We start from the raw sequence: 19,710 nt of genomic DNA, 5'->3' as shown, positions 1-19,710 counted from the left end.
CTCTCCATATTATTGAGGTGAAATTTTGTGGTAGGTTTATACTAGAGGCATTTTTATTTTTTTGGAAGGAGTTATTCGTATGAAGAATAAACTTCAGGAATGGATTATTGAGACGGATATAATTAAAATGCAAGAGGCTCTGGAAGCAGGTTTAATCAACTCAGAGGATATAGTTCAAGTGTATTTGGAGCGGATCCATAAATACGATATAGACATAAACTCTATTTTAGAAATAAATCCAGAGGTTATACAAATCGCGCGAGCACTCGATAAAGAACGAGCGGAAAAAGGGAGCCGGGGGAGCCTGCACGGTATTCCTATTGTATTGAAGGATAATATAGACACCGCGGATAAGATGCATACAAGTGCCGGTTCTGTAGCTTTAGCTGGATCAATTGCGGCAAAAGATTCATTTGTAGCGGCCAAGCTTCGATTGGCGGGGGCTATTTTACTTGGAAAGGCGAATATGTCGGAATGGTCTAATTTTATGTCTAGTACAATGCCTGCGGGATATAGCTCGCGGGGAGGGCTTGTACTGAATCCGTATGGACCTGGGACGGTATTTGTCAGTGGTTCCAGCTCTGGGCCTGCGGCAGCCGTAGCAGCGAATCTGGCAGCAGCAGCGATCGGAACGGAAACCGCAGGATCTATTGTCGGTCCAGCCAGCCAACATGCTCTTGTCGGAATCAAACCTACGGTGGGATTAGTCAGCCGTACTGGAGTCATTCCCATTTCAGTAAGCCAGGATACCCCTGGGCCTATTGCTAGAACGGTTACAGATGCGGCAATTATTTTAGGGGCATTAACCGGAGTGGACGCCAACGATTCAGCAACATTTTCAAGCGAAAAATACGCTAATACAGACTATACTTCAAGTTTAGATAAAAGCTTTATACAACAAGCAAGAATAGGTATTCCACGGCATTATTATAAGCATTTAGACGCTGAGAGGCTTGCAATTATGGAAGCAGCTATCTTGACCTTGAAGAATGAAGGGGCTACCATTGTAGATCCTGTCACAGTACATGTTGAACAACAGAATTGGAATAATGATGTGATTTGTTATGAATTTAAAAAAGGGCTCAACCAGTATTTAGCACAAGTAGATGATTCCGTTCCGATTCACTCTTTGCAGGAATTGATAGCCTATAATGAAAGACATGCTGAGATTGCCTTGCAATATGGGCAAGACACCCTGACAAGATCACAAGAAGTAACATTAACTGAAGAGGCCTATGAAGAGAAGAGACAAGAATACAAGGAATTAGCGCTTGAGCAAGGAATAGATTATGTGTTGGAACAATATAGGTTAGACGCGTTATTGCTGCCTGGTGATGTAGATGGCATGTATATTGCCGCACGCTTAGGTTATCCATTAGTTACCGTTCCGGCGGGATATGTATCTCAAGGCATTATTGATGCGGATGGGGATTCGACCAGGGGGCCTTTTGGTGTTGTTTTTTCCGGAAAAGCTTATAGCGAGCCTACGCTCATAGCCTTAGCATACGGGTTTGAACAAGCTACGTATCACCGGATTCCTCCTCAATTGGAGTAGAATTAGGCTAACTTAGAATAGAAGGAAGCGATCAGTTTGAAGTATTGCCTGGAATGTGGGACTGCGTTAGTAATGAAAGAAGCCGATGGGGAAGGGCAGGTACCTTATTGTAATGCATGTGAAATGTTCCGATTCCCTATTTTCAGCACGGCGATTAGTACAGCAGTATTAAACAGGGAGAAAAACAAGATTTTATTAATTCAGCAATATAATCGACCAGACTACATATTACTCGCAGGATACGTGAACAAAGGTGAAGATGCGGAAACGACTCTCGTACGTGAGGTAAAAGAAGAGGTAGGACTTGATATTGTCGCTTATGAATATATGCGCAGCTTGTACTTCGCACCATCCAATACGCTAATGCTGAATTTTATAGGTGTTGCAGATTCGGAGGACTTGAGCCAGGTGAGTACTGAGGTTGATCATGCTGAATGGTTTACCTTGGAAGAAGCCGCCAGAGCGATTAAAAAGAACAGCCTAGCCGAAACCTTCTTACTGGCGATTATTGAGAAATTGAACGCGGGACAGGTACAGGTCAATCCGGTAGCTGTTGGAGGAAAGTAAAAAGGAGCCATGAGGCTCCTTTTTGTTGTTTCCATGCAAGGGGGTAATTATTTAAGCTTATACACACGAGCTTCATAAGGGCGAAGCTGAATTGTATTTAGTTCTTCTTCTGGATTTACCTCGTAGTTGGCAATAAGCAGTTCCTTCGTTTGAAATTTCACAGTGGGAGGAAGCTCGAAGGTCGCAGGCTCTCCGAAGAAATTCAATACAACCAGTAGCTGTTCTTCTCCAAGAGTACGCAGATAAGCATAGATTTGCTCGTTCTCTTCAGCCAATATCGTATAGCTACCATATACGATAATTTCATGCTGCTTGCGTAGCTCAATAAGTCTCTTATAATAGTAAAAAATAGAATCAGGATCAGCCAGCGCCTGCTCCACATTAATTTCCTTGTAATTAGGATTTACGGCTAGCCAAGGAGAGCCCGTCGTGAAGCCTGCCTGCGGCTCGGCGTTCCATTGCATTGGCGTACGGCCATTGTCCCGGCCTTTAATGTAAATGGAGTTCATGATAGCTTCTTCCGAATGTCCGGCAGCCAAGTATTCTTTATACATATTCAAGATTTCAATATCTTTGTAATCGTTGATGGAATCAAACTGTACATTCGTCATGCCGATTTCTTCGCCTTGATAGATGTAAGGTGTGCCTTGGAGCGTGTGCAGCAGTGTTGCGAGCATCTTGGCAGACTCTTTCGGATATAACTTATCATCTCCGAAGCGGGATAACATACGCGGCTGATCGTGGTTGTTCATATACAGACTGTTCCAACCTTTACCGTCCAGCGCGACTTGCCATTTGGAAATGATGGACTTGATGTCCGCCAGCTTCCAAGGCTGCACATTCCATTTGCCTCCAGGTCCGGAATCGACGTCCATGAGCTCGAAATGGAATACCATGTTAAGCTCGTTGCGATCCTCGGAAACATACAGTGAAGCTTCTTCTGGAGTGACATTAACGGCTTCGCCCACTGTCATGATATCGTACTTGGACAGGACCTCACGGTTCATTTCCTGCATATACTCATGTACGCGTGGTCCGTTAACGAAATAGTCTCCTCCGAAGTGGTACGTAGGCTGTTCTCCGTTATTTTCTGGGGCAACGCTAGGTAATTCTGGTACTTTGGAAATCAAGTTGATTACATCCATGCGGAATCCGTCAATACCCTTATCCAGCCACCAGGTCATCATATCGTAGACTTCCTGGCGCAGCTTAGGATTATCCCAATTCAGGTCGGGTTGCTTTCTCGAGAAGAGATGGAGGTAATATTCCTCCGACTTCTCATCGAATTCCCAAGCCGAACCGCTGAAGAAGGAGCCCCAGTCGTTAGGCGTCTGTCCGTCCTGGCCCGGCCGCCAGATATAATAATCACGATAAGGATTATCCTGCGATTTGCGGGACTCCACGAACCAAGCGTGCTCATCAGAGGAGTGGTTGACCACGAGATCCATAATCAGCTTCATGCCGCGGCTATGAAGTCCAGCTAGCAGTACCTCCCAATCAGAGAGTGTTCCGAAATCATCCATAATACTTTGATAGTTACTGATATCATAGCCGTTATCGTCGTTTGGCGACTCGTATACCGGGCATAACCAGACTACGTCGACGCCAAGCTGATTTAAATAATCGAGTTTCGAGATAATGCCCTGCAGATCACCGATGCCGTCCCCGTTACTGTCTTTGAAGCTGCGTGGGTAGATTTGATAAACTACGCTTTCTTTCCACCATTTCTTATCCATGTATAACTCTCCTATCTCTCTATATAAATCTTAGTTATTTAATGGACCCTGATGTTAGTCCACTTATAATCCATTTTTGCGCGAACAAATAGACCACGAGCATCGGGGATAAAGCGAGCAGATACGAAGCAAAGGCTAAGTTGAAATCTGTGCTGAATTGACCTTGGAAGACATACTGTACAAGCGGAAGTGTGTATGAATCCTGATCACCGAGCAGAATCAACGGCAGCATAAAGTCGTTCCAAGTCGACAGACAAGAGAGGATACCAATTGTTGCACTGACCGGAGCAAGAAGTGGGAAAATAATCTTCCAGAACGTTCCGAATGTCGTTGCACCATCTACTGTGGCAGCTTCCTCTAGCTCATAAGGAATAGAGCGGATATAGCCAGTGTATACAAACACGTTAAAAGCCAAGCCATAAACAATGTATAGAATAATAAGACCCAGAATGTTGTTCATATGCAGATCCGTTGTCACTTTGACCACAGGCAGCATAATAATCTGGAAAGGAATAAACATTGCGCTGATAAAATAAAAGTAGAGCGCTTTGAAGAATTTTCGGTTCATATTACGGGCAATCGCGTAGGCTACCATGGAGTTGGTAAGCAAGATGAACACTACTGAAGTTATTGTGATCGTGGCGCTATTTCCCAAGGCGTTGAAGAAATTAGTTGCCTTAATGGCATTGGCGAAATTCTCAAAATGCAGGCCAGTCGGCAGTGAAAAGATGGATTGAGCCATTTCCTCGGGATTCTTTAACGCGATAGCAATAGTCATGTACAGCGGAAAAAGGATCAGTAGTGAGCCTAGCGCGATAAGAATCGTTGCAGGCCAGTTGCTTGATTTTTTGATCATAAGTCCATCTCCCGTTTCTGCAGAAATTTAAGCTGAAGGGCGGAGATCACAACGATCACGATAAAATAAATCACGGCGTTCGCCGATTGATAGGCAAATTCTCCGCCTTGGAAGCCGCCTGTATAGATTAAGTGGGCAATGGATTGTGTTGAACGTCCAGGTCCCCCACCTGTCAAGGCTACGATTTGGTCGAATACCATTAAGCCGCCCTTCATCGCCAGCACCATGTTGATCGTGAAGAAGGAAGCAAGCATTGGAAAAGTAATGCTCCAGAATTCTCTCCAGCGGCTAGCGCCGTCCAGATTGGAGGCTTCGTAAAGATCTTGCGGAATCGTCTGTAGACCTGCCAGATAGAGAATCGTGTTATAAGCAATTCCCTGCCAGACGGCTACAATGACGATACCGATCCAGGCCCAATCGGAGTTGCCGAGAATGTTCTGCGAAAGGAATTCGCTGCCAAGCTTCTCGCCCCAGATAGGGAATACATTTGCGAACAAATAGTTGAAAATAAAGCCGACAATCAGCACGCTGAGGATATTAGGCAGGAAATATACACCGCGGAAAAAGTTTTTGGCTTTAATCTTGGCGTTAAGTCCAAGCGCAATCAACAAACTAATGATGTTGATGAGAATAGTTGTTAAGATGGCATATTTAAAAGTGAACACATATGAATTCAGCACATTTTCGTCTTGAAAAATGTTAATGAAGTTCTTAAATCCTACGTAATCAAAGCTGTCACTGAAGCCGTCCCAGTTAGTGAACGAATAGTAAATACCCTGCAGTGCAGGAAAGGTGTGAAAGGCAAAGAAAAGAAGCAATGCCGGTATAGTCATTAGATAAAAGGCGACTCGGCGTTTGGCCATCATGTAATCCTCCTTGGAAAAGAGAAAGAGAAGGGGGAGTCCCGTTCTCTTTCTCGGCTCTTATTTGTCAGGTCTCGTTATTTCCGGTCAGCTACCTTATCCCATTCTTTATCAAGCTGTTTCAGGTACGCATCAACATCTTTCTTTTGCAGGAAGGCTTGATTGATGGTATCCACTTTCATGGCACTTGGGATGTAGTGGTCCGCAAAGTCGGCCAAGTTACCTGAGGTAAATGCTGCTTTGAAGCCGTCCATTGTCGGATCATCTTGTGTTACACCTTGCACAGCTGGGAATGCTTTTTGCTCGTTAATGTAGAGGCTAACATTCTCAGGCTGGAGCAGGAATTCCACGAATTTTTTAGCTTCTTCTTTATGTTTAGTGCTCTTAGAGATAGTCAACAATGTGTCTACGCCAGAAATGACCTTATTGTTAGCAGCATCATTTGTCGCTGGGAAAGGGAATACACCAAGCTCAATGGATGGATTAGCCTTCACGATTTCTGGGATCGCCCATACCCCTTGCAGATACATTGCAGATTCACCTTTTGCGAAAGCTGTGTTGCCGTCATTGTAGCCTTTTCCAAAAATATCTTTCTGACCGAACTCCGTCAGCTTAAGCAGCTTTTCAGCAATTTCGTTGAAGCTGTCTGCGAAAGTCACAGTACCTTCAGTACGTTGCTTGAAGAAATCATTGCCTTTAATGATTGTAGAGAGGGAGTTGAACGGCGTAAGGGTTGTCCAGGAATCCTTAAGGGTCAGGTAAAAAGCATTTTTACCGCTGTCCTTGAACTTTTGAGCGACGGCAATGAACTCATCCCAAGTGGTTGGCACGGTAACGCCGGCTTCAGTGAACATCGCTTTATTGTAAATGACACCACTTGCGTTCGAAGAGAATGGAAGACCATTCAGCTCGCTCGAACCCGTCAGGTCTTTCAGCATTTGAACATAAGCAGGCTGGATATTTTCAGCAAGTGGATCACTGGAGAAGTCTTCAAACAGACCACTTCCGGATAATGTTTTGTAGGTGTCAGTGGCTCCGATACCCACTACGTCAGGGATGTCTTTTTTAGCTGCACGAGTCTTCAGCACGGTTTCGGCATCCGGTGGGTTCACTTGAGTGACTACGATGTTCGGATTGGCTTCATTAAATTTCGCAACCAGCTTGTCGAAGGTGGCTTTGGCTTCGGTCTTATTTTGGAAAAACTCGATTTTCACCTTGTCACCGGAGGAGTTCCCGCCGCTAGATGTGTTGTCAGCCGCATTGTTACCACTATTGCTACCGCAGGCGCTAAGCACGGACATAGCCAGTAGACTAACCATTACGGGTTTAATTGTTTTTTTCATGATAAATCCTCCTAATAATGTGTTGGTATTATGGTGAATTTGGTAAGAGTAAACGTTTACGTTGATTGCAAATTTAAATGATATTCATGTTCTTCTAAGCGACGGGTATGCCATAAAAGAAACAGTAAACGTTTACGTAATATTGATAAAAAGACTTAGGTAAGCGATCTTACCGTTTGTCTTTCCACAATTGTGTGATCGACAATCTGGCTGTTCACAGACTCGCCTGTTTCAATCATCTGAATGAGCTTCTCCACGGCGATCTTTCCAATATCGTACAGCGGTTGGCGTACTGTTGTTAAAGGCGGAATAACCATTTTGGCTAATCCAAGATCGTCATATCCCATAATGGAGATATCCTCGGGCACGCTTAGACCATTTTTGATAACGGTGGAGAGGGCACCAATCGCCATTTCATCACTAGCAGCAAAAACGGCAGTCACATCAGGCGCTTGCTCCAAAAGAGTCTCCATAGCTATACTTCCGCTCTCATACAAAAAATCTCCGTAAGCAAGATAGCGGCTGTCAAAAGGAATGCCATTTGCTTCAAGCGCATGCTTGTAACCTTCTGCTCTTGGCGCACCAGCGATAAGATCGCTAGGGTTCCCACTAATCATGGCTATTTTGCGGTGACCTTTTGAAATTAAGTAGAGGATAGCGTCAAAAGCTGCTCGATAATCATCTACTTTCACATAAGGGACCTTGGCGAATTCTGTTTGGGAAGAGACCAGTACAACGGGGATCCTCATGGTTTCTAGCACATCGTAATATTCTTTCTTAAGGACTTCACTAGAAAAAATAATGCCATCAACCTGTTTCTCTCTCAGGAGCTGCAAATACTTCAACGTTCTTTTACCGTCCTGATCGGTATTGCATACCATCACACTGTAGTTCCGGTCATTGGCCAATTCTTCAATACCTTTGAGCAGATCGGAAGAGAAGGCACCAGAAACACTAGGGAACATAACACCAATGGTCTGTGTACGCTTATTGATTAGACCCCGGGCAATCGCATTGGGTTGATAACCAATTTCTTTGATCGCCTCATTTACCTTTTGTTTCGTTTTGTCCGAATACCCACTTAAATTGTTTAGCACGCGAGAGACTGTGGCAATGGAAACGTTCGCTTTCTGTGCAACATCTTTAATCGTTGGGTTCATTCCTATGAGCTCCTTAAACTACGGTTATCCTTGAATTAAACGCTTACGCTGATGAGAGTAAGTTATGAAGGAAGAGAACGTAAACGCTTACCCCGAATATAAATGCTGGTAGGCGCTTTTGTCAACTGTACTTAAAAAATAAAAAAATGATCAAAACTACGCAAGAGCAGTAATTTTTTAATAGGAATGATACCGATGTATATACCAAAAATTTACTTAGAAATATCGGAATTGACAAAAGAATATTGGAGGTCTAACATTTAGAGAGTAAACGCTTACGTAAAATTTTAAAATATGGCATGCAAGCCCTGGTTTTAATGATTTACTCGGATAAGGAGTTGCATTTATGAATATTTATCTCGAGATTCCGGATGTAGATAAGCACTTTCCTTACCGCAGTTTACTCTGCAATGGTGATACGTTGTGTTATCCGCATTGGCATAAAGAAATTGAAATTATCTATGTTACCAAAGGAAGCCTGAATCTGGGAATTAACGATACCCCTATTCACATGGAGCAGGGCGAGGTTCAGTTTATCAATGGTGGGGATGTGCATTATTTTCTCTCTTCACCTGAGAGTGAACGGGTAGTGATTCAATTTGACCTGAATTTGTTCCAAGAAGTAGCCGCTTTGAACGGTAATGACTACTCACTTCGTGAGGTCTTTACGCTTATGGAGTATTCCAGTTCAAGATGGCCCGTGGCAACTGCCGCGAAGGTCAAAGGGCTGATTGAGAGTATTTACGAGGAAGATGTACAGCGAAGAGAAGGGTATGTTTTTCTAATCAAGGCTAGATTGTTTGAACTGCTGACCGTTATTTTACGGGAGGTGCCGAAGAGTCCGATCAAGAAACAGCCTAAGTTCTCGGAAGATACACTGAATCAATCCAGAGAAACACTGGAGAGACTAGAGCGGATTTTTATTTATGTGGAGCAGCATTATCAGGAGGCTATTTCGCTGAATGAGGTAGCTAATTATATGGGTTTTAGTCCTTATTATTTTACCAAATTGTTCAAGAAAAACACGGGCATGACCTTTATCGCGTTCTTAAATGAATACCGGCTTAACAAAGCCAAATGGATCTTGATCAATGAAGATCTGCCGATGTCTGCCGTGGCGGAAGCAGCCGGGTTTGGCAGCGTGAAGACCTTCCATCATTTTTTCAAGGAAGCAACGGGGATATCCCCGCTGAAATACCACAAGACAATATTCGGGAATAATACAGCAAGATTGCAGGAAGAAAGCCCTTCCTCAGCTTTGTATGATAGAGATATCAAAACAGGAATAAGTGGAGGTTAGACCAGAATGACTTTAACAGTAGGAATTATCGGCTGCGGAGGTATTGCGAACGGCAAGCACATGCCCGCGTTAAAAAAAGTAGAAGGTGCGCGAATGGTTGCTTTTTGTGATATCGTCGCTGAACGTGCCGAGAAGGCAAAAGCGGAGTTTGGAGATGAGCAGTCCGTAGTTTACACAGATTATAAAGAGCTTCTTAACGATGCAAGTATAGATGTGATTCATGTATGTACGCCGAACATTTCCCATGCGGAGATTTCCATTGCGGCTATGGAAGCAGGCAAACACGTAATGTGTGAGAAGCCGATGGCTAAAACCACGGCAGAAGCACAAGCGATGATCGAGGCCTCAGAGCGAACTGGGAAAAAGCTGACCATCGGTTATCAGAACCGTTTCAGACCAGATTCAGCTTATCTGCATGCGGTATGTGAGAATAATGAGCTTGGTGAGATCTATTACGCCAGAGCTAAGGCTATCCGTCGTCGCGCTGTCCCAACTTGGGGTGTGTTTTTGGATGAAGAAGCGCAAGGCGGCGGTCCGTTGATTGATATCGGCACCCATGCGCTCGATTTGACCCTGTGGATGATGGATAATTACAAACCTAAATATGTCGTGGGCAACGCTTATCATAAGCTGTCCGGTCGTAAAAATGCTGCAAATGCTTGGGGCCCGTGGGATCCTGAGAAGTTTACAGTTGAGGATTCCGCCATTGGATTCATCACTATGGAGAATGGGGCTACCATCGTCTTAGAAGCAAGCTGGGCACTGAATACACTCGATGTCGGTGAGGCCAAAACGGTACTTTGTGGGACTGAAGGCGGAGCAGATATGGAGAACGGTCTGCGCATTAACGGAGAAGCCTACGGTAAAACCTTTGAAAAGCATATCGGTCTGGATGCCGGTGGCGTCGACTTTTATGATGGTGCGGGAGATGATCCTGCGATGATAGAGGCAGCTCAGTGGATTGACAGCATTGTAAATGACACCGAACCTGTAGTGAAGCCGGAGCAGGCGTTGGTTGTGACTCGCATCTTGGAGGCTATTTATAAATCCTCTGAAACTGGAATGCCTGTGTTTTTTGAATAATTAAGCAAATTCGATGGTCATAGATAAATATGAACTAGGAGTGTGTCCCAAGTGACAAGAGTAACCGTATGGAATGAATTCCGTCATGAACGGCAGGAAGAAAGAATTCTTAAGGTCTATCCGCAAGGTATTCATGGACAACTGGCCAGCTTCCTTCAAGAAGCAGGACTGGACACTCAGACAGCTACGCTGGATGAACCAGAGCACGGACTGACGCAAGAGGTATTGGATAACACGGATGTACTGATCTGGTGGGGACATATCGCCCATCATGAAGTAAGTGATGAGATTGTAAACCGTGTACATGCGCGAGTGCTGCAAGGTATGGGACTTGTAGTGCTTCATTCGGGCCATATGTCCAAAATCTTTATGAAATTAATGGGCACCAGCTGCGATCTGAAATGGCGTGAAGCTGAGGAGAAGGAGCGCCTGTGGGTCATGGACCCAAGTCACCCGATTGCTGAGGGCATTGGTGAATACATCGACTTGGAGCAAGAGGAAATGTATGGTGCGCATTTTGATGTGCCAGCACCAGAGAGTCTTGTATTTGTCGGCTGGTTCGAAGGCGGCAACGTCTTCCCAAGCGGATCGACCTACCGTAGAGGCAGCGGGAAGATCTTTTATTTCCAGCCTGGTCATGAATCTTACCCAACCTATTACAACAAGGATATTCAAAAAGTTATCATCAATGGCGTGAACTGGTGTGCCCCAACGAAACGTGACTATCCGGTTTACGGACATTCTGAAGCCTTAGAGCCTATCAAAGAAAAGGTGGTCGTATAAATGAAATTAGGCGTATTTGATCCTGTATTTGGAAGCTTGAGTCTTGACGAGATGTTAGATAAAATCGCCGCCGCAGGTTTGAATGCGGTAGAAATCGGCTCGGGCGGTAATCCCGGTAATGCTCACTGTCCGACAGATGAGCTGCTTGCCAGCGAGTCAGCACGTCAAGAATATTTGGAAAAGTTCACGAAACGTGGCATTATGATCAGTGCCTTCAGTTGCCATAATAACCCGATTTCACCAGATAAAGAAGAAGCCCGCGCTGGGGATGAAATTCTCCGTAAATCGATCAAGCTGGCTTCACTCATGGGTGTTAAGGTCGTGAACACTTTTTCGGGAACGGCTGGGGACAGCGATGAGGCAAAAGCACCGAACTGGCCAGTCACGCCTTGGCCTACCGTGTACAGCGACATCAAAACCTGGCAGTGGGAACATAAGCTGATCCCTTACTGGAAGGAAATCGGCAAGCTGGCCGAGGAGCATGGCGTTAAGATCGGCATCGAGCTGCATGGCGGCTTCCTGTGCCATACCCCTTATACGATTTTGAAGCTTAGAGAAGCAACCTGCGATGCTATTGGAGCCAATCTGGATCCGAGCCATCTGTGGTGGCAAGGTATTGATCCTGTAGGTGCTATTAAGATTCTCGGTAAAGCTGGCGCGATTCACCATTTCCATGCCAAGGATACTTACTTGGATCAGGACAACATCAATATGTATGGTTTGACCGATATGCAACCTTATGGCGATGTGCAGACCCGCGCATGGACCTTCCGCTCCGTTGGTTGCGGGCACAGCATATCTGAGTGGTCAGATATCATGAGCGCGCTGCGCACTTACGGTTATGATTACGTGGTGAGCATCGAGCATGAAGACCCTCTTATGACGGTTGACGAAGGCTTCCAACGTGCAGTAACCAATTTGCAATCCATTCTTATTCATGACCAACCTCAGGGTATGTGGTGGGTGTAAGGTCAATTTAGAAAGCCATGATTCTCTATTAAGAGAATCATGGCTTTTTCTGTGTGTAGTGGGGGTGGAGGGGAGAACGGCAGAACGGAAGGGAGTAGAAATGAGCTGGCAAAGAGATAGGGAGGAGGTAGAGACGAGTAGGAGCTAATAAGAAACGAACTAGAAACTAACCAGAAATGTACTGGGAACGAACTAGTAACTAAACCAGAAATGAAACAAGAAACGAACGAAAAACCAACTAAAAACGAACTAAAAACGAACTAAAAACGAACTAAAAACGAACTAAAAACGAACGAACTAACTAACTAACTAACTAACTAACTACCAATCAAAAATGAACTAGTTTGCTAACGGACTCAAATGCAGCTATTCGCGTGTTTTAGGTCTTTTTGAGCGAGTTTTGGACCCGAGAGACCTTATTGGTCCTGAAAAGCAAGTAATTCGAGGTGATTTGAGCAAATAACTGCGCTGGAGTCCGATAGCATCTCAAAACAGCGGATTTGTTGCAAATAGGGTCTCTGGAGTCCGCAACTAATGTGCTTATGCGCTAGCTGATCTTCGATGGTAAAACCGTAGTTAGTTTGGGGGCTGGTGCGTTGAGCTTCGGTAGAATGGGATACGGGTAAATGTGCAGCGCAGTTAGTCTGGGACTGGAGCGGAGCGTGGTGGAGATGTGGTGGAGATGTGGTAGAGATGTGGTGGAGAAGTGGTGGAAAAATGGTGGAGTTTTGGTGCAGATGTGGTAGGTAACTGTGCTAACGGTAACGGGCAAATGAGCGGACGCAGTAATGTATGAGACGTAGGGCGGAAATGTATGAGACATAGGGCAGAAGTGTATGAGATGTAGGGCAGTAATGTATGAGACGTAGGGCAGTAATGTATGAGACATAGGGCAGAAATGATAGAGACATAGGAAAGAACAAGGTAGAACTGTGCTAAAGGACTCAGATGCAGCTATTCGCGTGTTTTAGGTCTTTTTGAGCGAGTTTCGGACCCGAGAGACACTATTGGTCGTGAAGAGCAAGGAATTCGAGGGTATTTGAGCAAATAACTGCGCTGGAGTCCGATAGGATCTCAAAACAGCGAAATAGATGCAAATAGGGTCTCTGGAGTCCGATAGCATCCCAAAACAGCGAAAAAGTTGCAAATAGGGGCTCTAGGGTCCGCAACTTATGTGTTTATGCGTTAGCTGATCTTTGCGTATCCAAAGGTCGGCTTTTTGTCGTGCATTCACTGGTTACAGTATTGCAATCTCTGCGTCAAGCGGGAGGGGACGAGTTGAAAAGAATAGGTACAGGCTGGTACGCAACATATTTGAAATGATTTCGTCTTTATATAACGGAGGTGGAGCAAGATGAATTTATGCTTTTCGGGAGGCCGGTTTCAAACTTTTTTACAGCGGAACATTAAACTGATGCTTGTATTTGGGCTTTTGTTCGCTGCTTGCTTTACAGGAGTTGGAAGGGTGGAAGCTGCTGGCTCAGATCTGATCATCGTGAACAAAAAAACAAACAAACTCGCGTATTTCAGTGACGGCAAGCTGGTGAAGACTTTTCCGGTTGCCACAGGGAAGTCGAAGGAACTGACGCCAGAAGGTAGCTTCAAAATGGTGGTTAAAGTAAAAAACAGACCCTACTACAAAGAGAAAATTCCCGGTGGGGATCCGGCCAATCCGCTTGGTGACCGCTGGCTGGGGCTGGAAGTGAACGGGACCTATGGCACGACGTATGCGATTCACGGCAATAATAATGAGTCATCGATAGGGAAGTATGTTAGCGCTGGTTGTATTCGAATGCATAATGATGATATTCATTGGCTGTATCCAAAAGTAGCCAAGAATACTCGAGTTATCATTACAACGAGCACACTGGCTATGGAGAATATTGCAACTAAAAACGGGTACTCTGTAGGAAGCAATAAGTTTGCGGGGACTTTTGAGATCAATGGGACGACAACAAAGCTGAAGGATCCTTTTATATTGGAAAATTCCCGTGTGTTTGTTCCGCTGAGAGAATCCGTGGCCTTACTGGGTGGAACTTTGCAGAGTGAAGCGGGGACAGGTGCACTGCTAATTACGATCGGCAATCGTACGGTGACACATAAGCCATTATCCAATAAGGCTATTGTGAATGGAAAATCCATTACGATTTTACCGTCACGCAATGAAAATAACCGATTACTAATTCCGCTGAGTATCTTGCCTGATTTATTTGCTGTTCAGGTGCAGTGGAATGCGCAGACTCAGGTGGTAAAGATTAAGTTATAATTGTTCTTGACCTTTTATTTCTGATTTAAATTGTTATATACTGTACTTATTCTAAAAATACGGACAATTACGGAGGGCCACCGACTGATGAATAACTAACACGTTTCCTGAAACAGACCATAAAGTTTGTGAAGTGCATATGCACAAGTCACGGAGCACCCGCGCAGGGTGATAACGGTCAGGGATACGTGTGTCGGTCGGGGGCCTTACGATGCTTTTATATGGATAGTTCTATCTATTGTGTTGGTTTACTCTGCATCCAGCAGGTGATCACGGCCGTAGTCTATCCATGTCTGGGCACATTCCCCCTTCATACGCTACTCGACCGCAGACCGCTGGCTGCGGTTTTTTATTTGCAATGAAATCGGAGGAATGAAAGATGACTGTAATTAAAGCGAAGAATTTACGTAAGGAATGGAACGGGATCCCTTTATTTAAGGAGGTATCCTTTGAGATAGCAGAAGGAGAGCGCGTGCTTTTATTTGGACGAAATGGGATTGGCAAAACCACACTGCTTAAGGGGCTGATCGGTCGGCTTACTTTTGAAGAGGGAAGTATCTATCATGGCCTGTCATCTGAAGAATGGGGTGTGCTCGATCAACAGCTTGAGGTACCAGGGGAAGTAACCGCATTGGACTACGTTCTTTCAGGGTCAGCGCAGCTGCCTGAATTAAAACGCCAGCTGGAAGCCCTCAGTCAGAGATTGCAGGAGCAGAAAGCTGATAACGAAGCTGAGTTGGCTGAATATGCAGAGGTGTACGATCGTTACTTGCAGCTTGATGGATATGGCTGGGAGGTCAAAGCGGAAAAAAGTCTAAAGCAGCTCAAGCTTGAACATGCAGTCTGGGAATTGCCATACGCCTCACTTAGTGGAGGGCAAAAGACACGGGTGCAATTAGCAGCATTATTAGCCCGGCAGCCCAAGCTATTGATTCTGGATGAACCGACCAATCACATAGATGGAGAAACGATGGAGTGGTTGGAGCATTGGGTGTGCAACTACCCTGGAACCGTGTTTTATGTATCACATGATCGAACATTTATTGATCGAACTGCGACGTCTGTGCTTGAGCTTAGTCCGGAGGGATGCCGGCGTTATTCGGGTGGATATACACAGTACCGGGAGCAGAAGACTATAGAGCTGAGAACATTGGAGGGACAATATAAAAAGCAGGAGCAGGAAAAGGAGAAGCTGCTGGAGAGCATTAGGCGGTATGCAGAATGGTTCCAGCAAGCGCATCGTGCTGCCGGACAAAACGATTTCCTGCGTTCGAAATCCAAGAAGAATGTGTCTCGTTTCCATGCCAAGGAAGCTGCGCTGGAACGGTTAAATAAGAACCGTGTAGAATTGCCCCGCGAGACTGGCAAGCTGAAGATGAAGCTGGAAAGCGAAGAGTTTCTGGCAGATTCTTTACTGACACTCCGTGAGATAGAGTTTGCGTATGAGGGGAGTGCGCCTTTTCTATGGGATTTCAACTTGTCGCTAAACCGGGGAGACCGATTGTCTATTCTGGGTCCTAATGGTGTTGGAAAGTCTACGCTGTTGAAATTAATTGCAGGGATCAATAAGCCTACAAAAGGTGAAGTACGGCTGCATCCACGGACGACAATCGGTTATTTTGCACAAGAGCTAGATAACTTAGAGATGAACTCTACGATTCTGGATAGCTTGCTTGAACTGCCGGGAATGACCCAGACGGAGGCGCGGACAATTTTGGGTTGCTTTTTATTTACGCGGGACGATGTATTTAAACGGATTGGGGATTTGAGTCTGGGGGAGAAATGCCGTGTGGCTTTCCTCAAGTTGTATTTTGGAAAAGCGAATTTATTGGTCTTAGATGAACCCTCTAATTATCTGGACATTGACACTAGGGAACGTGTAGAAGAGGCACTGATGGTGTATCCCGGTGGACTAGTGATGGTCTCGCATGACCGTTATCTTCACTCTAAAGTGGCTAATCGCTTGGTGATATTAGAGCCGTCTCAGGTACCAAAGTTTTTTCAAGGAACGTATGCTGAATATTTTGCAAAAGACAGAACCCGTCTGCTTACTGGTATAGAACAGGCTCGGGAGGATGACCTTGCCCTTCTGCAGCTGCGTCTGAATCAGTTGATTCAGAGTAGCAGTGTGGATTCTGAGGCGCAAAATGCAGCGCTAGTGGCGGAAATCGTTAATTTGCAGCGACAAATACAGGAACTAAGGGGCGAGGGGAAACCCGCATCCTCCTAAGCTGATAAAAAACACAACCTTGCTCAGGATGAATTTATCTTGAACAGGTTGTGTTTTTAGATAGGAGACGTAAGGTGTAAGGTGTATAATTTGGAGGAATGTGGATTTTTTGGCGATAAAGAAACCTTGAGAGGATGGTTGCAGAATTGCTGAAATTGGGCTCTTTTATATTGGAATTACTTCGATTATGTATATTGCTTGTGCTGACTTTATTAGTTTTGGGTTGGGCAGAAAGATTGATCTATCAATTGATATTTGGTCAGCCCGTGTATAACTGGAGTATGGGATTCGGGAATTTATTGTTATTTTTTATGCTGTACCGGAATCATTTTCAGTTTAAAGGCTGGTATAAATCAGAGAAGAACCAAAAGCTAACGCTCCTCACCACAAGAGTAATCACCGTAATTTCCATAGGACTAATAATCCTGCCGCTAGGGCTGGGCTGATCTTATGAAGATTAGAATCATTGGAGCTTGCGGCAGCGGCAAATCCTATATCGCCCGGGAGTTATCTAGAAAATATGATGTAGAGTATTACGAGACAGACAACTTGGTATGGGACAGAAGTGCCGAGAATTTGCGTTTTTCAGTTGAAGCAAGGGATGCTCAGTTGGAAGAAATCCTTGATAAACCCTCATGGATTCTGGAAGGTGCACATTACAAATGGGGACAAGAGAGTTTTAAAGCTGCTGACTTAATCGTTATTTTGAACCCTAATAAAGTGATCAGGGATTTGAGAGTGTTTACAAGGTTTATAAAAACAAGACTGGGTTTAGAGCAAGCGAATTACAAGCAGTCATTTAAGAATCTGTATGTGATGATTTTTGAATGGAACCGTGGATATGATCAGGAGGCCGCACATAGGATTATAGAGTTAACGGATACTCTGTCTGATAAACGGGTAATTGTTAAAAATAACAAAGAGCTGGAGCCCATTATCCAAGAGCATCTGAGGAAGGGATTGTTAAATAGGGATTGAGCGACAAAGTAAACGATAGAGAGAGGAGTGCTTGCATGGATAACATTCTACCCGAGCATTTGGATCAGGAGAATTTCATAGGGTTTTGGAAAAGAGTGCTGGCTTCCATTCTTGATTTCTTGGTCATTGGAATACCTGGAGTTATCGTATACTGGATACTCAATTCATTAGCTGTTTCATTACACTCGGAGATACCTATTATCCTGGAGTACATTTTGTTTATCGCATTTGATATCTTTATGATCGTTAGATTTGGCGGAACTCCAGGGAAGCTGATTTTAAAATTAAAAATTGTCAATGAGCAAGGGAATTACCCTACAGTGAAGGAAGCTCTGATTCGAAATGTTTTCCGAATGATTAGTATGATTCTTTCAATGGTAATTGCGGTCAGCAGCTATGACTTTACCGTTATTTCCGCCAAATTATCCTTATGGTCGGATTTGGCTTTTGACCTCACTCAAATCCTGGGTCCAATCATGCTGGTGGATTACTTGTTGGTTGGATTCCATCCCCGTAAACGTGCGATTCACGATTTGCTGGCTGGCACTTATGTTGTTGATAAATCCGCAATTTGAAGAATGCTTTTCACCAAGCATTCTTTTTTTAAATATTAGGTATTTTACTATTAAATATTTTAGTGTTAAAATACTTCTATAAGCAGCCGATCATCATGAATGCCAAAGGAGAACCTCTTGGAAAATCCAGATATTTTTAAGCTAATACATGTAGTTGAATTATTTACGAATGAAGTTATTGTCCGATGGATGAACGCATTTGATCACAATATTGGGATATCTCCAGTTCTAGTCTTGGGCGAATTGAATAAAAAAGGCCCCTTGAAGCAGACTATTTTGGCTAAGAGACTAGGATATACGCCGGGAGCAATGACTAACATTGCTAATCGCCTGATTAAGCAGGGGATGGCCGAGCGAAAATATAACGAAGATGATCGACGGAATGTACTTCTATCTATCACGGACAAAGGAAAAGACGTTCTGAAAGAAGCACAGCTTAAGGGACAGGAGCTAAGAGCTGAAATGTTCCAAAAGCTCAATGAGGAGGAACTGCAGCAATTCTTGAAAATCTATGAGAAGTTGTTAACGAGCTTTGATAGCTCTGAAACATAAACCAAGTCATCTTAGAAGCACAATAACATTATAAAGGGGTATGAACATGGGAAGAGTTCAAGGTAAAGTTGCATTAGTAACTGGAGGCGCTTCAGGTATTGGCTTATCAGCTGCCACTCTATTAGCTAGAGAAGGAGCAAAGGTTGTTATTGCCGATTTTAATGTGGAAGCAGCCAAAGAAGCAGCATCTAAGATTAAAAATGAAGGCGGAGAAGCTGAAGGTCTTTTCTTAGATGCCTCCCAAGCGGATTCGATCAAGGAAGCTGTTGACTTCACAGTTGCTCAGTATGGCACCATCACAGTATTGTTCAATAATGTAGGTCTAACTAATCTGCAAAAAGACCTTGATGTAGTCAATATAGATTTGGAAGAGTGGGATCGCCTGATGAACGTAAATACCAAAAGTGTTCTGTTAGGCAGCCGGTTTGCTATTCCTCATATGATTAAAGCAGGCGGAGGCTCGATCATTAACACAGCTTCGATGTCAGCATTCGCAGGGGATTCATTGCGTACTGCTTATGGCTCCTCTAAGGCAGCTGTTGTGAACCTTACTCGTTACATCGCTACACAATATGGTAAAGACAAAATCCGTTGTAACGGGGTGGCACCAGGGCTGATCCTAACACCTGCCGCTGCAAGAAATATGCCGCCAGCGGTATTGGATATTTTCCAAAAATTCAACGCGCTTCCTTATCACGGTGAAGCTGATGATATCGGCAATACGGTTTTGTTCCTGGCATCGGATGAATCCAAATTCATCACAGGCCAAACGATTGAAGTAGAGGGTGGCCACTATATGTCTAACCCAAGTATCACGGATTTCCAGAATTACATGATGGAAGCTAAATCTAAATAAAAGATTATGTGTAATTAAAAATCCGGTCCATGCTCGAA

18 protein-coding genes are annotated in these 19,710 nt (G+C 44.3%); 13 read left to right on the top strand and 5 right to left on the bottom strand.

Annotation, left to right across the window (positions count from 1 at the left end):
* Positions 1-79 precede the first annotated feature (79 nt).
* A complete protein-coding gene (locus MKY63_RS05145) occupies positions 80-1,555 on the top strand; it encodes an amidase family protein (RefSeq protein WP_339811824.1) in 1,476 nt (491 codons plus the stop codon).
* Between the two features lie 36 nt (positions 1,556-1,591).
* Positions 1,592-2,122, top strand: coding sequence for an NUDIX domain-containing protein (locus MKY63_RS05140; protein ID WP_076104689.1), 531 nt, complete (start codon positions 1,592-1,594; stop codon positions 2,120-2,122).
* A 47-nt stretch (positions 2,123-2,169) separates the two neighbouring features.
* Here the strand turns inward: MKY63_RS05140 and MKY63_RS05135 are convergent, their stop codons facing one another.
* From MKY63_RS05135 to MKY63_RS05115, 5 genes are all read right to left on the bottom strand, one after another.
* Positions 2,170-3,858, bottom strand: a complete 1,689-nt coding sequence (locus MKY63_RS05135) for an alpha-glucosidase (protein ID WP_076273327.1) — start codon at positions 3,856-3,858, stop codon at positions 2,170-2,172.
* Between the two features lie 34 nt (positions 3,859-3,892).
* Positions 3,893-4,711: a carbohydrate ABC transporter permease gene (locus MKY63_RS05130; RefSeq protein WP_038574152.1), complete on the bottom strand. Its 819-nt coding sequence runs from the start codon at positions 4,709-4,711 to the stop codon at positions 3,893-3,895.
* Entirely contained in the window at positions 4,711-5,577 is an 867-nt protein-coding gene (locus tag MKY63_RS05125) for a sugar ABC transporter permease (RefSeq protein WP_038568998.1), read from the bottom strand. The genes MKY63_RS05130 and MKY63_RS05125 overlap by 1 nt, the downstream gene beginning before the upstream one ends.
* Positions 5,578-5,654: 77 nt before the next feature.
* The gene (locus MKY63_RS05120; RefSeq protein WP_081383933.1) at positions 5,655-6,920 is read right to left on the bottom strand and encodes an extracellular solute-binding protein; all 1,266 of its coding nucleotides are present in this window, start codon (positions 6,918-6,920) and stop codon (positions 5,655-5,657) included.
* A 155-nt stretch (positions 6,921-7,075) separates the two neighbouring features.
* Positions 7,076-8,080 (bottom strand): substrate-binding domain-containing protein, encoded by a 1,005-nt coding sequence (locus MKY63_RS05115; RefSeq protein WP_036680403.1) that lies wholly within the window; start codon positions 8,078-8,080, stop codon positions 7,076-7,078.
* A 346-nt stretch (positions 8,081-8,426) separates the two neighbouring features.
* On the opposite strand from MKY63_RS05115, the gene MKY63_RS05110 reads away from it, so the two are divergent.
* From MKY63_RS05110 to MKY63_RS05060, 11 genes are all read left to right on the top strand, one after another.
* Positions 8,427-9,380, top strand: a complete 954-nt coding sequence (locus tag MKY63_RS05110) for an AraC family transcriptional regulator (protein ID WP_052096809.1) — start codon at positions 8,427-8,429, stop codon at positions 9,378-9,380.
* A 6-nt stretch (positions 9,381-9,386) separates the two neighbouring features.
* A complete protein-coding gene (locus MKY63_RS05105) occupies positions 9,387-10,463 on the top strand; it encodes a Gfo/Idh/MocA family oxidoreductase (protein ID WP_038569004.1) in 1,077 nt (358 codons plus the stop codon).
* A 51-nt stretch (positions 10,464-10,514) separates the two neighbouring features.
* Positions 10,515-11,246 (top strand): ThuA domain-containing protein, encoded by a 732-nt coding sequence (locus MKY63_RS05100; protein ID WP_038569006.1) that lies wholly within the window; start codon positions 10,515-10,517, stop codon positions 11,244-11,246.
* Positions 11,247-12,215 (top strand): sugar phosphate isomerase/epimerase, encoded by a 969-nt coding sequence (locus tag MKY63_RS05095; RefSeq protein WP_036680409.1) that lies wholly within the window; start codon positions 11,247-11,249, stop codon positions 12,213-12,215.
* Positions 12,216-13,569: 1,354 nt separating this feature from the next.
* Positions 13,570-14,481, top strand: coding sequence for a L,D-transpeptidase family protein (locus tag MKY63_RS05090; RefSeq protein WP_052096810.1), 912 nt, complete (start codon positions 13,570-13,572; stop codon positions 14,479-14,481).
* A gap of 379 nt (positions 14,482-14,860) precedes the next feature.
* Positions 14,861-16,711, top strand: a complete 1,851-nt coding sequence (locus MKY63_RS05085; protein WP_339811815.1) for an ABC-F family ATP-binding cassette domain-containing protein — start codon at positions 14,861-14,863, stop codon at positions 16,709-16,711.
* A gap of 146 nt (positions 16,712-16,857) precedes the next feature.
* Entirely contained in the window at positions 16,858-17,157 is a 300-nt protein-coding gene (locus MKY63_RS05080) for a hypothetical protein (protein WP_143759033.1), read from the top strand.
* A gap of 4 nt (positions 17,158-17,161) precedes the next feature.
* Positions 17,162-17,689 (top strand): hypothetical protein, encoded by a 528-nt coding sequence (locus MKY63_RS05075; RefSeq protein WP_076141945.1) that lies wholly within the window; start codon positions 17,162-17,164, stop codon positions 17,687-17,689.
* Positions 17,690-17,724: 35 nt separating this feature from the next.
* Positions 17,725-18,264: an RDD family protein gene (locus tag MKY63_RS05070; RefSeq protein ID WP_076141946.1), complete on the top strand. Its 540-nt coding sequence runs from the start codon at positions 17,725-17,727 to the stop codon at positions 18,262-18,264.
* Positions 18,265-18,381: 117 nt separating this feature from the next.
* The gene (locus MKY63_RS05065; protein ID WP_339811814.1) at positions 18,382-18,816 is read left to right on the top strand and encodes a MarR family transcriptional regulator; all 435 of its coding nucleotides are present in this window, start codon (positions 18,382-18,384) and stop codon (positions 18,814-18,816) included.
* 46 nt (positions 18,817-18,862) lie between these two features.
* On the top strand, positions 18,863-19,672 hold the full coding sequence (locus MKY63_RS05060) for an SDR family NAD(P)-dependent oxidoreductase (protein ID WP_076104684.1): 810 nt from the start codon (positions 18,863-18,865) through the stop codon (positions 19,670-19,672).
* Positions 19,673-19,710: the final 38 nt, after the last annotated feature.

Source organism: Paenibacillus sp. FSL R7-0189 (assembly GCF_037969925.1).
Taxonomy (GTDB): Bacteria; Bacillota; Bacilli; order Paenibacillales; family Paenibacillaceae; genus Paenibacillus_AQ; species Paenibacillus_AQ odorifer.
Note: the sequence above shows the minus strand (reverse complement) of the source record. Positions and strands in the feature narration are given on the sequence as shown.